The sequence below is a fragment of the Persephonella sp. genome, from assembly GCF_027023985.1.
In the GTDB taxonomy this organism is placed as follows: Bacteria; Aquificota; Aquificia; order Aquificales; family Hydrogenothermaceae; genus Persephonella_A.
In genome coordinates, this window is sequence record NZ_JALVTW010000004.1 from 42,862 (window position 1) to 57,211 (window position 14,350).

At 34.8% G+C, this 14,350-nt stretch carries 12 protein-coding genes; 11 read left to right on the forward strand and 1 reads right to left on the reverse strand.

Annotation, left to right across the window (positions count from 1 at the left end; genetic code table 11):
• Positions 1-6: 6 nt before the first annotated feature.
• Genes MVE07_RS00760 through sucD form a run of 6 tightly spaced genes read left to right on the forward strand, consistent with a single transcriptional unit; the run spans position 7 to position 4,673 of the window.
• Positions 7-852 (forward strand): fumarate hydratase, encoded by an 846-nt coding sequence (locus tag MVE07_RS00760; RefSeq protein WP_297452812.1) that lies wholly within the window; start codon positions 7-9, stop codon positions 850-852.
• A gap of 1 nt (position 853) precedes the next feature.
• Positions 854-1,477 (forward strand): Uma2 family endonuclease, encoded by a 624-nt coding sequence (locus MVE07_RS00765; RefSeq protein WP_297452814.1) that lies wholly within the window; start codon positions 854-856, stop codon positions 1,475-1,477.
• A complete protein-coding gene (locus tag MVE07_RS00770) occupies positions 1,470-2,039 on the forward strand; it encodes a Fe-S-containing hydro-lyase (RefSeq protein WP_297452816.1) in 570 nt (189 codons plus the stop codon). The genes MVE07_RS00765 and MVE07_RS00770 overlap by 8 nt, the downstream gene beginning before the upstream one ends.
• Before the next feature lie 11 nt (positions 2,040-2,050).
• Positions 2,051-3,220 carry an ADP-forming succinate--CoA ligase subunit beta gene (gene sucC, locus MVE07_RS00775; RefSeq protein ID WP_297452818.1) on the forward strand — a complete coding sequence of 390 codons (1,170 nt, stop codon included), beginning with the start codon at positions 2,051-2,053 and terminating at the stop codon, positions 3,218-3,220.
• A 13-nt stretch (positions 3,221-3,233) separates the two neighbouring features.
• Positions 3,234-3,770, forward strand: a complete 537-nt coding sequence (locus MVE07_RS00780) for a Uma2 family endonuclease (protein WP_297452820.1) — start codon at positions 3,234-3,236, stop codon at positions 3,768-3,770.
• Positions 3,771-3,794: 24 nt separating this feature from the next.
• Complete coding sequence (sucD, locus tag MVE07_RS00785) at positions 3,795-4,673, forward strand: succinate--CoA ligase subunit alpha (protein WP_297452822.1); 879 nt, start codon at positions 3,795-3,797, stop codon at positions 4,671-4,673.
• Between the two features lie 96 nt (positions 4,674-4,769).
• On the opposite strand, the gene MVE07_RS00790 is transcribed toward sucD, so the two are convergent.
• The gene (locus tag MVE07_RS00790; RefSeq protein WP_297452824.1) at positions 4,770-5,366 is read right to left on the reverse strand and encodes a TetR/AcrR family transcriptional regulator; all 597 of its coding nucleotides are present in this window, start codon (positions 5,364-5,366) and stop codon (positions 4,770-4,772) included.
• A 163-nt stretch (positions 5,367-5,529) separates the two neighbouring features.
• On the opposite strand from MVE07_RS00790, the gene MVE07_RS00795 reads away from it, so the two are divergent.
• From MVE07_RS00795 to MVE07_RS00815, 5 genes are read left to right on the forward strand one after another with little or no spacing between them, the layout of a single operon-like run.
• Positions 5,530-6,789 carry a TolC family protein gene (locus tag MVE07_RS00795; protein ID WP_297452826.1) on the forward strand — a complete coding sequence of 420 codons (1,260 nt, stop codon included), beginning with the start codon at positions 5,530-5,532 and terminating at the stop codon, positions 6,787-6,789.
• Positions 6,779-7,966 carry an efflux RND transporter periplasmic adaptor subunit gene (locus MVE07_RS00800; protein ID WP_297452828.1) on the forward strand — a complete coding sequence of 396 codons (1,188 nt, stop codon included), beginning with the start codon at positions 6,779-6,781 and terminating at the stop codon, positions 7,964-7,966. Before MVE07_RS00795 ends, MVE07_RS00800 begins: the two co-directional genes overlap by 11 nt.
• Complete coding sequence (locus MVE07_RS00805) at positions 7,959-11,084, forward strand: efflux RND transporter permease subunit (RefSeq protein WP_297452830.1); 3,126 nt, start codon at positions 7,959-7,961, stop codon at positions 11,082-11,084. The genes MVE07_RS00800 and MVE07_RS00805 overlap by 8 nt, the downstream gene beginning before the upstream one ends.
• A 59-nt stretch (positions 11,085-11,143) precedes the next feature.
• Positions 11,144-12,946 carry a 2-oxoacid:acceptor oxidoreductase subunit alpha gene (locus tag MVE07_RS00810; RefSeq protein WP_297452832.1) on the forward strand — a complete coding sequence of 601 codons (1,803 nt, stop codon included), beginning with the start codon at positions 11,144-11,146 and terminating at the stop codon, positions 12,944-12,946.
• 55 nt (positions 12,947-13,001) lie between these two features.
• Entirely contained in the window at positions 13,002-13,931 is a 930-nt protein-coding gene (locus MVE07_RS00815; protein WP_297452834.1) for a 2-oxoacid:ferredoxin oxidoreductase subunit beta, read from the forward strand.
• Positions 13,932-14,350: the final 419 nt, after the last annotated feature.

The following is a 14,350-nucleotide window of genomic DNA, read 5'->3' on the forward strand; positions in this document are numbered from 1 at the left end:
ACAATCATGAGAGAGATAAATGTTTCTGTCATAAAAGATAAAGTGAAACAGATGATATTAGATGCAGAGTATAAGCTGCCTGAAGATTTTATAAAAGCTTTAGAAACTGCCAAAGCATTTGAGGAGTCGGAAACAGGAAAGGAAATACTTGATACTATACTGGAAAATGCAAAAGTAGCAGCAACGGAACAGGTGGCATACTGTCAGGATACAGGATATCCTGTTTTCTTTGTTGAAATCGGACAGGATGTTCATATTACCGGCGGAAATATAAGAGATGCTATAAATGAAGCAGTTAGAGAAGCTACAAAAGAAGGATATTTAAGGGCATCTCTTGCTTATGACCCTATTTTCGACAGAAAAAATACCGGAGATAATACTCCTGCTTTAATCTATTTTGATATTGTTCCTGGAGATAAGATAAAAATTAAATTTGCTGCCAAAGGAGGCGGTTCTGAAAACCAGAGTAAGCAGGCAATGTTAAAACCTGCAGATGGCATTGAAGGAATTAAAAAATTCGTTCTTAAATCAATAGCAAATGCAGGACCAAATGCATGTCCACCGTTTACAGTAGGAGTTGGAATAGGAGGAACTTTTGATTACTCAGCTGTTTTGGCTAAGAAGGCACTTTTCAGGCCTATCGGACATAGGCACCCTGACCCAAGAATAGCAATGCTTGAAGAAGAGTTGTTACAACTGGCAAACCAGCTTGGAGTTGGACCCCTCGGTTTCGGAGGAACAACAACAGCAGTTGATGTAAAAATAGAAATTGCCCCTGTTCATATAGCATCTTTACCTGTGGCAGTTAATATCCAGTGTCATGCTGCAAGACATACAGAATTAGAGATATAAAATGGCAACCACCGTAAAAAAAGAGCTTAAAAATAAGAAAAAACCAAGGAAGAAAGTTCCCAGAGCCCTTATATACGAAATGAGGAAGGGCTCACCTATTTATTATAGGGACTATGATAAAGTTCTAAAGGGGGAGCTTTCATTAGAGGCGGTCATGGGGAGTAGCGGATTACAAGCATGGTTAATTGACATCATAATTACTTTTTTAAAATCTGTTTTAGACAAAAGCAAGTATATTATCCTGACAAATGAAGTTGGCTATAAGTTTGCTCCACGTAGCTGGTATAACCTTGATATAGCCATCTGGGAAAAAGATAAAGTTAAACCATATCTTACACAGGACAAACTTATCCCTGTAGCCCCTGAAGTTGTGATAGAAATTGATACTAAGGCTGACCTTAGGAAATTTGAAAATCCCCAGGACTATTTTCATAGAAAAACTCAAGATTTGTTAGATAGCGGAGTAAAAAAAGTTATCTGGATATTTACCAAAGACAAAAAAATCTGGATAGCAGAAAACAAAAAACCATGGCTTATAGTAGATTTTGATTATGAAGTTCCTGTGATGGATAAAATTAAGTTTAATCTTAAAAAATTAATAGAAGAGGAAGGACAAAATGTCTGAAGTAAAAAGAATAACAACACCTCTAACAGATGAAATCATTGAAGACCTCAGGGCAGGAGATAGAGTTTTACTTTCAGGATATGTTTATACAGCAAGAGATGCTGCCCACAAAAGAATGTTAGAAGAATATGAAAAAACAGGGAAACTTCCTTTTGATGTAAAAGGTCAGGTTATTTATTATGTTGGTCCAACCCCTCCAAAGCCTGGACAGGTTATAGGCTCTGCAGGACCAACCACAGCTTATAGAATGGATAAATATACTCCCAAATTACACGAACTTGGGCTTGAAGGAACAATAGGGAAAGGATGGAGAGGGCCAGAGGTTAAGGAAGCACTAAAAAAATACAAAGCTGTGTATTTCGCCGCCTATGGAGGGACGGCGGCACTTTTATCAAAACATATCAAAAGTGTTGAGATAATAGCCTACGAAGATTTAGGCCCTGAAGCTATAAGAAAACTTTATTTTGAGGACTTTCCAGTAATTGTTGCAAATGATATTTACGGTGGTGACGTTTTTGAAGAAGGTCAGAAAAAATTTAGAAAATTAGAAATAGACCCATAAAGGAGGACAGGATGAAGGTACACGAACATCAGGCCAAAGAAATATTTAGAAAATACGGATTACCTGTTCCTGAAGGATATCCTGCTTTTACTGTTGAAGAAGCTGTAGAAGCAGCACAACAAATTGGAAGATTTCCAGTTGTTGTAAAGGCACAGATTCATGCAGGAGGTAGAGGAAAAGCCGGCGGTGTTAAACTGGCACACAATATTGAAGAAGTTCAGCAGTATGCAGCTGAGCTTTTAGGAAAAACACTTGTAACCTTCCAGACAGGTCCGGAAGGACTTCCGGTAAGCAGGGTTTATATAGAAGAAGGAACAAACATAGACAAAGAATACTATGTGGCTATTACACTTGACAGAAGCAAATCAAAACTTATCATAATGGCTTCTGCAGAAGGTGGAATGGAGATTGAAGAAGTTGCCGCTAAAAATCCAGAAGCTATTATTACTGAAGTAATTGACCCATTCTTAGGCTTAAGACCTTATCAAGCAAGGGAAATTGCATTAAAACTTGGATTTCCTAAAAATCTAATAAATAAAGTAGCATCTGTATTCGTTAAGCTTTACGAAGTTTATATGAATGAAGATGCATCAATGGTTGAGATTAACCCTCTGGTGCTAACAAAAGAAGGAAATATTGTTGTTCTTGATGCAAAAGTTGATTTTGATGACAATGCATTATTCAGACATCCTGATATTATGGAAATGGAAGACCCAACCCAGGAGTCCGAACTTGAGGTTAAAGCAAAACAATACAACCTGAACTATATCAAACTTGATGGAAATATAGCATGTATGGTTAACGGTGCAGGTCTTGCGATGGCTACAATGGATACAATTAAACTTGCCGGAGGTGAGCCTGCAAACTTCCTTGATGTTGGTGGTTCTGCAAATGCGGAACAGATTGCAAATGCATTCAAGATTATCCTCTCTGACCCAAATGTAAAAGCTATTTTCATTAATATCTTTGGTGGAATTTTAAGATGTGATAGACTTGCAGAAGGTATTATTGAAGCTTCAAAAGAAGTTAAACCTCATGTTCCTATTGTAGTTAGAATGGAAGGAACAAACGTTGAACTCGGTAAGAAAATGCTTGCAGAATCTGGACTTGACCTTATTCCTGCTGATACTATGTGGGAAGGAGCACAAAAAGCAGTAGAACTTGCAAAACAAGCAGGATAATCAGGAAGGTTATATGGGATTAGCTGATAAATACCTACCTTACTATACGGTAGAGGAAAGAAACAAATGGCAAGGAGATTGGGAACTCATTGAAGGAGTTCCTTATGCTTTGGCATCTCCTTCCATCGAACATCAAAGAGTAGTAAGAAACTTATTGGTTGAATTAGATAAAGAGATTAAAAACTGTGGAACAAAATGCGAAGTTATACCAGATATTGATTACTATGTATCCGAAGATACAGTAGTTAGACCTGATGTAATAGTAATTTGTGGAAATTTAAGGGAAAAAGTTACTATAACTCCTAAAATTATATTTGAAATAGTATCTCCATCATCTGTAAAGATGGATGAACATGTCAAATATGAACTTTATGAAAGGGAAGGAGTAGAATATTACTGCTTAATTTATCCGGTAGAAGATAGAAAGCATGTAAAAATTTTTCATCTGGAAAATAACAGATACAAAAAAATCTTTGAAACTATTGATGGAAATTTTGAATTTATTTTAAATGGTTGTAAGCTTAGGGTGGACTTTTCAAAGATACTGTAAATAACAATAAGGAGGATAAGGAGAATGAGCGTATTAGTAAATAAAGATACAAAAGTTATTGTTCAAGGAATAACAGGAAGAGAAGGTTCTTTCCATGCAACACAATGCAAAGCCTATGGAACACAGGTTGTAGGCGGGGTTACTCCAGGAAAAGGAGGACAGGAAGTAGAAGGAATTCCTGTTTTTGATAGTGTAAAAGAAGCTGTTGATAATACAGGGGCAGATTGTTCTCTCATTTTTGTTCCACCTCCATTTGCAGCAGATGCAATTCTTGAGGCTGTAGATGCAGGAATTAAAACAGTTATCTGTATAACAGAAGGAATTCCTGTTAATGATATGATACCTGTTAAAAATTATATAAAAACATACTATCCTGATACTGTTTTAATCGGGCCAAACTGCCCAGGTGTAATAACACCAGAAGAAGCAAAAATCGGTATTATGCCAGGACATATTTTCAAAAGAGGAAATGTTGGAATTGTTTCAAGATCAGGAACTCTTACCTATGAAGCTGCATTCCAGCTTTCAAACAAAGGAATTGGACAATCAACAGTTATTGGAATAGGTGGTGACCCAGTTCCAGGAACTGTTTTTTCTGATGTTTTAAAATGGTTCCAGGATGACCCTGAAACAGAAGCAATTGTTATGATTGGAGAAATTGGTGGAACAGCAGAAGAAGAAGCCGCTGAATTTATAAAAGAATATGTAACAAAACCTGTAGTTGCTTATATCGCAGGTGTAACAGCTCCTCCAGGAAAAAGAATGGGACACGCAGGTGCTATTATTGCAGGAGGAAAAGGAACTGCCGAAGAAAAATACAAAGCACTTGAAGCCGCAGGTGCAAAAACAGTTAAGAATATATCATTTATCGGAGATGCAGTAGCAGAAGTTTTAAACAAATAAAAAAAGGGGGTTTAAAGCCCCCTTTTTATTTATTTCAAGTTTTTGATTTCTTTAGAATTATTTAAGGTTAACAAATTTCACTTAAATAAAAATTTTTTACTTCTTTTCTTTTAATAAAATCTTAAATATATTATCCAAAATAAAATCTGTTTCCTCTAAAATAGAAGTTTTCATTCCATTAACAAACCATTTTAAAGAGCTTGAAAGTATCACTCCCATGATTAATCTAACAGCGAATTCAGGGTCTATATTTTTTATTTCACCATTTTTTATTCCAAATTCAATAATTTCTTTTACTTTATTCCAGTAAGATGTAACGATTTCTTCAAGTTTTTTTCTTTTATCTTCATCCACATACAAAACATCAGAAAAAACAATTTTAGGTAAAGATTTAGTTTCATTAATAAGCTTCATATGTTCAGTAATTATAATTTTTAATTTTTGGCGTGCAGATTCACCATATTCAGCCTTTTCAGTAATTTTTTCCAGTTCCTGCCTGAGATTTTCAAGGAAATAAATAATCATCTCATCCTTGTTTTTAAAATATTTGTAAATGGCAGGTTGCGAAACACCTAATCTTTTTGCCACCTCAATGGTGGAAACTTCGGACAAGCCTTTTTCTGCTATAATTTGGCTGATGGTATAAAAGACCTCTTTCTTCCTTTCCTCAACACTTTTCCTTTTTCTACCCACGGCCACACCTTCCTAAAGTTTATTTGCTTAATAACATTTCATATTATTATTAAAACACGGAATTAATATAAAGTTAAATTTTTTTGTAATCCTTGACATAAAGCAATTTTTGATTTATTATTAATTAATAATTAGTTATTTTAATATAACCAATGGGGTAAATATGAGATACAAAGCTTTGCTGCTAACATTAATAACCTGTTATTTTTCCTATGGAACAACTTTAACTGAAGTCATACAGACAGCTAAGGAGAATAGTCCTATCCTGAAGCAAAAAAGAGTAGAAATCCAGATTAAACATTCAGAAAAAAGTATGGTCAATGCCAAAAGATTTGGTGAAATCAACCTGTTTGGAACATTTCGCAGATATGAAGATAAAAGAATTCTTTATCCAATCTCTCCACCTATTAATCCGAGAACTATTATAGGAGCACGAAATCAGTTCGTAGCAGGTATATCTTATAATATTCCATTGTTTACAGGTTTTGAACTTGAAAGGAAAGTTGATATTCTGGATTTATCAGAAAAAGTCAAAAAGATAGATTACAAACTAACAGAGCAGCAACTAATTTTCAATATTAAATCCATATATTACAAAATACTTTCCCTCCAAAAACAGAAAAAAGCCCTTGAAGCATACAAAAAATCAATGGAAAAACTGTATGAAAATATAAATGAAGCATACAAAGTTGGAAGGAAACCTGAAACTGACCTTTTAAAAGTCCAGTATGGTCTTGAAGAAATAAAGGCAAATTTAGAAAAAGTTGAAAACAGCATAAACTCTCTAAAATCTGTATTAATTGCCCTTATAGGAAAAGATATTGATTTATCAGAACTTGAGGACGTCCAATCCCAATCACAAATTCCACAGCTTAAAGATGTAAAGCAGCTTAAAAAAGTTCAAAAAATAAACCTTGCTTATGATATATCAGATAAAAAGTTAGACATTGCAAAAAGCCTTTATTTACCAAGAATTTACTTTAACTCACAACTCCAGAGAAATATGGGAAATGACGAATATAAAGACCTATGGTTTATAGGTTTTACAGTAAAATATAACCTTTTTGATTTTGGATACAGGAAAAATCAGTATATAAAAGCAAAATTAGAGAAAGAAAAAGTCCTTTATCAGAAAAAAGCTGTAATCCTAAAACTCAAATCAGAAATTCAAAAAGCCCTTGATGATATAAAATCTGCAACAGCAAAATTAAATGCTTCTAAAAAACAGCTTGAATATGCAAAACAGGTTGAAGAATCAGAAAAGGCAAAGTATGAAGAGGGAGTATCAGACCTTTACGACTACTTATATGCCAAGGCACAAAAATTCATGGCTGAAAGTTACTATTATCAGGCCTTTTATAACAGAGAAACAGCAATAGCATATCTAAAATATCTGTTAGAGGAGATAGGAGATGAAAGGTAAGCTGAAGTTTATAATTATAATTCTGATAGTTATTATTCTTGTTATATCAGGAATTAGACTAATCAAAAAAAGAAAAGAACATCTTGCTCATCTACAAAAACCTGAAATTCCTGTATATGTTGTAAAAGGAACTTCCGTAAAACAAGGTAGTATCTTAGTATCAAATGATGTATTAGGCACAATAAGACCTGTGAATACAGTAAAAGTTGCCTCAAAAATTCCAGGATATATAAAGAAAATCAATGTAAAAATTGGAGATAAAGTAAAAAAAGGACAACTTCTTGTAAACATAGACCCAACCCAGATAAACAGCCAGATAGAAAACACAAAACTGAATATCTCAAACCTGCAGGTTCAACTGCAAGCATTAAAAATCAAACAGCAAGCTGCACAAACTAATTTAACAACAAGAAAAAATATCTATGAAAGGGACAAAAAACTTTATGAGAAAAAAGCAATATCAAAAGAAAAACTGGAAAAAAGCCTAACAGCCTATAAGCTTGCTCAAGCTCAGTATAAAGAAGTCCAATCTGCTATTGAACAGGTTAGTAACAAAATAAAAGAGCTAAAAAACAATCTTTCATCATTATATGACCAGCTTGCATATCTGAAAATAACATCTCCGGTTAATGGTGTTGTTCAAAATATTATTCTTAGAGAAGGAAATCTTGCCCTTCCTGGAAAACCCATTATTTCAATAGAGAGCACAGATAAATATGAAATAGTTGCAGAAATTCCCCACGACCTTAAAATAACACCTGACACATTTGCTATAGTCTATATAAACGGTAAACCACATCAGTTTAAAATAACAAATATTTATCCTGTGGCAGGTAAACATCACTTAAAAATGATAAGAATAGTTCTATCCCAAAAACCTGAAAACCTTGTATCAAACAGCTACATAAACATATCCCTTGCCAGAAAAATTTCCGGATTAGTAGTTCCTGAAAATGCGGTTCTCCATCTATCAAACGGAGCATTCGTTTTAACCAATCAAAACGGTGTTTTCAAAAAAATTCCAGTTAAAGTTTTAGGAGAAAACGAAAAATTTGCAGTTGTCACAGGAAATATATCAGAAGGCACTATAGTTGCCGTTGCTGAAGAAAATAAACTCAGACTTTTATCCCTTGGGAAAAAAGGAAAAATCCTGACAGCAGAGGCAAAAAATGAGTAAGAATATAGTTGAATTTGTCCTGAAAAGACCGCATTTTATACTTTCCCTGATACTTTCTCTGTCAATCCTCGGGGTAATCGGATTTTTTGAGATAAAACAAAAACTTTTCCCAGATGTTAACAGACCTGTCATAGCAGTGGTTGTTTTCCAGCCGGGAGCATCTGCAACAGATATGGCAGAAAACGTAGCCATCCCAATAGAAAAAAGATTATTCACGATAGACAAAGTCAGAACAGTATCATCCACGATAAATGATGAGATAGCCGTTATATCAGCCGAATTTGAGTATGAAAAGGATATAGAACAGGCAACAACAGACGTCCAAAATGAGATAAATAAAGTGAAATCATTGCTTCCCAAAGGTATAAGAGAACCCCAAATTTACAAAATCACTGATGCAACCCCGCCTGTATTAGTTCTATCTGTTTCACCCAAAAGCCCTGATATATCCCTATCAGATGTCCGTCAACTTGCAGAAAATCAGATTAAAAATAGACTTTTAAGACTAAAAGAGGTTGCAAATGTAGATGTATTCGGTGGTTACAAGAAAGAGGTTTTAATCCAGATAGACAAAAATAAACTTAATAAATACGGACTTTCATACACAGATATAATCAGAAAAATCCAGCAAACAAATGCAGATATACCAATAGGTATTGTTTTAAATAAAAATGATGAATTTCTTATAAAATCATTAAACAAGAAAAATGATTTAGATAAACTGAAAAATCTGCAGATTACCCCATCAATTAAACTGTCTGATATAGCAACAGTTAAATATGGCACATTCCAAAACCGTGTCCTTTACTACGGAAACGGCAAACCTGCAATAGCACTGGCAGTCCAAAGACAACCAACAGGAGATGCACTTAAAGCAATAGATGCAGTAAAAGCGCTAATCCCAGAGCTTAAAAAAGAATTTCCACAGCTTGACTTTCAAATATCAGATACACAGGAAAAAATTATAAGACTCAGTAATATTAATATGTTTGAAGCCCTCAGAGACGCTATTATTATCACCGCTATTGTAATTTTCTTCTTCCTTGCAAACATCAGACAGATGATAATAGCAGGTATCTCTATTCCATTTGTTTATGCAATTACCATAGGAATAATGTGGCTTCTCGGAATGGAGTTTAATATTGTTACCCTTACAGCTATAATTCTTGCCCTTGGTATGCTTGTTGATGACGCAATTGTTATTCTTGAGAATATAGAAAGACATTTATATGAACTAAAGGAGCCAACCAGACAGGCAGTTATAAACGGGACAAAAGAAGTTGTTTTTGCAGTTCTGGCAGGAACAATAGCTACATCTGTTGTATTACTCCCACTTCTATTTGTCGGTGATTATCCACAAAGAATATTCCGCCCCCTTGCTGGAACACTTTTAATAGCAGTAATAGTTTCTTATTTTGTATCAATTACCCTTATTCCTTTACTTGCACCATTTTTACTGAAAAAAACAAATGAGAAAAATAGATTTGAAGCCATTGTTTACAAAGTATCAGAGTTTATACTAAATCCTCTTAGGAATTTTTACACAGGCGCTGTCAAAAATGTATTCAGGAAAAAGTTTTTTGCTATCCCTTATTTTGTTTTCATAATAATGATGTTTGTTGTTAGTATGAGGGTCATTATTCCGATAGTCGGTAGAGAAATTATGCCCCCTATGGATACAGGTATTGTAAAAGCAACAGTAATAACAGATAGTAACCTTTCAACAAAGCAAGTTGAAGAAGTAATAAAACAGATTAATCAAATATTTAAAAATGATAAAAAGGTAGAGATTTATTCAATAGCTGCAGGTTCAGAACCTGGAGTTCTTACCATAGGCAAAGGAAACACACCACAAACAATATCAATCACCGCCCATTATATAGACAGATTTCACAGAAAAGAGACAATATGGGATATAGAAAGACAGTTAAGGGAAAAAATCTGGCAGATACCAAATATCAAATATGTTGCTGTTTATGATTATGGAGCAACTCCACTATCAACAATCAAAGGTAATCTTGATGCAAGGCTAAGCGGAGATGATTTTAAAGAATTGGATATTTTAGGAAATAAAGTCCTGCAAGCTGCATATAATACAGGCGGATTAACATCTGTATTTAGAAAATGGGATTATGACAAAGTTGTTTATAACCTGAAAATAGATTATAAAAAAGCCTTAACTTACCATCTAACACCGTTTATGATAGCATCCCAGCTTGGAACAAAAATAAGAGGAGGGATTGTTTCCCTATATAGCATTCCAAATGAAAAAAGCCTTTTCATAAGAGTTAGCTATAATCAGCCTCAAATAAATTCCATAAAAGATTTAGATAATTACTACATAGACACACCTGTAGGAAAAATACCCTTAAAAGCAATTGCACATGTAGAAAAAAGAATAGAACCTACTCTTATTACCAGACAGGATTTAATGTATACACTTGACGTTCTTGGATATAGAGAAAAAGCAGCGATAACACATATAGTCCAGAATTTCCATAAAGCACTTAAACAAGAACACTTCCATCTACCACCAGGATATTATCTGTCAAACGAAGGGGATATAAAGCAACTTAAAGATGCAATGTTTAGGATGATAAAAGCTATTGGACTTGGAATTGTATTCTTATTTTTTGCTCTTGCACCAGCGTTCAGGTCTTTTTCTTCTCCAATAGCCGTTATATTTGCAATTCCCCTTTCTGTGATTGGAGCAGCATGGGCAATACTGGCAATGGGATATCATCAGTCAATGCCTGGACTTATGGGTATTGTTTTACTTGCAGGAATAATAACCAAAAACTCTATTCTACTTATAGATTTTATCCAGATGGCACTTGAAGAGGGAAAAAGTATAGAAGAAGCAATCATTGGTAGTATAAAAGTAAGAACAAGACCTGTTTTAATGACTGCATTTGGAACATCAGCAGGTATGATACCAATTGCTTTAGGCTGGGCACTTGGACTTGAAAGGCTGGCACCGCTTGGAACAGTAGCAATAGGAGGTCTTATAGTTGGAACATTCCTGACACTGATATACGTTCCATTGCTTTACTACTTTATGTATTTACTTAGGCAGAAGCTTTTCAGGAAAAATAAAGAAACAACGAATTTAACTTGATTTAAAAAATCAAACAGTGTTATATTTTATTAGCCAAACAAAAATAAGGAGGACCGATTATGGCATTTGATTTAACTATTAAGTATGCCGGTGAAGGTGGTGAAGGTGTTATATCTGCCGGTGATTTCACAATGAGAGCTGCTTCAAATTTAGGTTATGAAGTTGTTACTTTCAAATCTTTCCCAGCTGAAATTAAAGGTGGTTATGCACTTTCTCAGGTAAGAATGTCTGATGAAAAGATCCTCTCCCAAGGGGATGGTTTCGATATACTTGTTGCATTTAACGGTGAAGCTTATGAAGTAAATAAACCACTTCTTCAAAAAGGAAAAGTTTTAATCTGGGACGGACCTGAAGGTGGTGATTTTGAACCTGATTTAGAAGAATTAGAAAAACTGGGCGTTTTCACATATGCAGTTCCAATGTCAAAACTTGCAAAAGAAGAAGTAGGAGCTTATATCACAAAGAACGTTGTTGCAATGGCTGCTGTTTTTGAGCTTTTCGGCTTCCCTATGGAAGTTCTCAAAGAAGAGATTGTTAAAAAATTCTCTAAAAAAGGTGAAGATGTAGTTAACCTTAACTTCAAAGCTATTGAAGTTGCACAAAATTATGTAAAAGAACACCTCAAAAAAATAGACCCATACAAAGTTCCGGGACCACTGCCAAAGAAAGATGTTATTATTCTTGAAGGTAATCAAGCTATAGCTCTCGGAGCAGCCGTTGCCGGAGTTAAAGTTTACGCTGCATATCCAATTACACCTGCTACAACAGTAGGAAACTATCTTGCTCCAATAATTCTAAAAACAGGTGGATATGTTTATCAGGCTGAAGATGAAATTTCTTCTGCTGCAATTGTTCTTGGTGCTTCATTCTCTGGAGTTAAAGCTATGACAGCAACATCTGGACCAGGTATATCCCTTATGCAAGAGCTTATAGGTCTTGGTTCTATGGCAGAAATACCATCTGTCTTTGTGGACGTTCAAAGAGGTGGCCCATCAACAGGTATGCCAACAAAACACGAACAGGCAGACCTCTTTGCTGCTGCTTTAGGTGGACACGGTGAAGGACCAAGGGTCGTTATAGCTCCAACAAACGTAGAAGAAAACTTTTATCTCACAATAGAAGCATTTAACCTTGCAGAAAGATACCAACTTCCTGTTTTATTCCTAACAGACGGTTCACTTTCACTTAGAGCTGAAGCTATACCAACTCCTAATGTGAAAGAAATCCAATCCAAGCTTATAGAAAGACCGGTAGTTAAGAAAGATGAAGTTACAGAAGAAGCGTTAGAAAAACTCAACAGATATGCTGTAACAGACACAGGAATTTCACCAATGTTCGTTCCGGAAGTATCACCTAAGCCATATACAGCTACAGGGCTTGAACACGGTGAAGATTCTTCTCCAAGAACAAACCCTGAAACAAGGGTTAAAATGATGGAAAAAAGATGGAGAAAAGTCCAGAATATAGAAGAAGAAAATCCACAGCTAATAGAATGGGATTTAGGAGACCTTCAGGAAGGAGAAAAAGCAGATATTGCAGTAATAGCATGGGGATTAACAGCGTCCATTACAAAAGAAGCTGTTTTAAGACTTAGAAAGAAAGGATATAAAATAGCAGCTTTATATCCAAAACTTTTATTCCCTGTTCCTAAAAATGCTATAGAAAAAGTAGTTTCAATGGCAGATAAAGTTCTTGTCCCAGAAACAAGCTATCTTGGTCAATTTGCAAGATTTATAAGAATGTTTACCGATGTTCCTGCATCTAAAATTGAACAATTAAATGTTTATAGAGGTGAACCATTTATTCCTAAAGAAATAGAGGAAAAAATCATAGAAATTGTTGGAAAAAAAGTTAATGCTTAATATGGGAGATTTTTCTCCCTTTATATAAATCAAATAAACCAAGGAGGTAATTATTATGTCTATACAATTTGTAAGATTAGAGGAAAATCTTCCACCTAAAGAATACAGAAGTAATATAGAGCCTACATGGTGTCCAGGATGTGGGGACTTTGGTGTGGTTTCTGCACTAACAAAAGCTTTTTCTGAGGAAAAATTTGACCCTACTGCTTTAGAACTTGTTTCAGGAATTGGATGTTCTTCAAGATTGCCGCTTTTTATGAATGCATTTGGTCTTCACACAGCGCACGGAAGAGCTATACCAGCAGCTGTAGGGGCGAGACTCGCAAAACCTGAAGTTCCAACTGTTGTTACAGCAGGTGATGGTGACCTGTTTTCAATCGGTATGGAGCACTTCCCCCATGCAGCAAGAAAAAATTTCAATATGACTGTTATCATGATGGATAACAGAATGTATGCTTTGACAAAAAACCAGGTTTCTCCAACCTCAAGAAAAGGATATAAAGGTTCTTTAACACCTTATGGAAATATTGATGAACCAATGAATGTTCTTTCTTTTGCTATAGCTTCCGGAGCAACTTTTGTTGCTCAGTCATACTCTGGAAATCCAAAACACTTAACAGAAATTATAGAAGCAGCTATTGAACATAAAGGTTTCTCTTTTGTAAATGTTTTATCTCCTTGCCCAACGTTTAACAAAATAGATACATTCAAATACTACAAAGGAAGACTCATTGATATAAACAAAGAACTTGGACATGACCCTACAGACACGGCAAGAGGACAGGAATTAGCTGCCCATGCCCTTGATGCGGACAATCCAGAGCTTGAAAATGCAGAGCCATTCAAAGGAAAAAGACCTATTGGTATTTTCTATAAAGTAGAAAAAGAAACATTTGAAGAAAAAGTAGAAGCTCTTAAGGAAAAATACAAACCAGAGAATCCCGAAACAATGTGGGATGAAATCATAAATCAATACAGGCCTTAACATCTGAAAGAGGGCGCTTTTGCGCCCTTTTATTCAATTTTTCATTTGTATACTCTATAGATAATTCTCGATAAAGCTCATCAGTAATTTCAAACTGGAAATTTATTGCTGGACCAGTAAGACATTTACTTTACAAACTAACGACACAAAGCGAAATAAGTAAAGCCTTTAAAGTAAGAAATATCTTACAATAAAGCAGAGAGCCTCACATTCAAATATAGAGAGGAAGTCATTGTAAACTCAAAATACACATTGAAAGTTTATCTAAATTATTGTAAATATTAAAAAACTGAAAAAGGGCTTGACAAGAGAAAATAGAGGGTATATATTGGGTAGTCCTGTTTGGCTACATGGCAGTATGAAAAGAAGAAGTGGAAAAAGGGTTGACAAAGGGCGAGATAGATAATATACTGTATATC

Bases quoted from the DNA above. Each gene is read 5' to 3' on its own strand.
- MVE07_RS00815 (WP_297452834.1), top strand. From the start codon at position 13,002: ATGTCTATACAATTTGTAAGATTAGAGGAAAATCTTCCACCTAAAGAA.
- MVE07_RS00795 (WP_297452826.1), top strand. From the start codon at position 5,530: ATGAGATACAAAGCTTTGCTGCTAACATTAATAACCTGTTATTTTTCC.
- MVE07_RS00770 (WP_297452816.1), top strand. From the start codon at position 1,470: ATGTCTGAAGTAAAAAGAATAACAACACCTCTAACAGATGAAATCATT.
- MVE07_RS00765 (WP_297452814.1), top strand. From the start codon at position 854: ATGGCAACCACCGTAAAAAAAGAGCTTAAAAATAAGAAAAAACCAAGG.
- MVE07_RS00780 (WP_297452820.1), top strand. From the start codon at position 3,234: ATGGGATTAGCTGATAAATACCTACCTTACTATACGGTAGAGGAAAGA.
- MVE07_RS00810 (WP_297452832.1), top strand. From the start codon at position 11,144: ATGGCATTTGATTTAACTATTAAGTATGCCGGTGAAGGTGGTGAAGGT.
- MVE07_RS00805 (WP_297452830.1), top strand. From the start codon at position 7,959: ATGAGTAAGAATATAGTTGAATTTGTCCTGAAAAGACCGCATTTTATA.
- sucC (WP_297452818.1), top strand. From the start codon at position 2,051: ATGAAGGTACACGAACATCAGGCCAAAGAAATATTTAGAAAATACGGA.
- sucD (WP_297452822.1), top strand. From the start codon at position 3,795: ATGAGCGTATTAGTAAATAAAGATACAAAAGTTATTGTTCAAGGAATA.
- MVE07_RS00800 (WP_297452828.1), top strand. From the start codon at position 6,779: ATGAAAGGTAAGCTGAAGTTTATAATTATAATTCTGATAGTTATTATT.
- MVE07_RS00760 (WP_297452812.1), top strand. From the start codon at position 7: ATGAGAGAGATAAATGTTTCTGTCATAAAAGATAAAGTGAAACAGATG.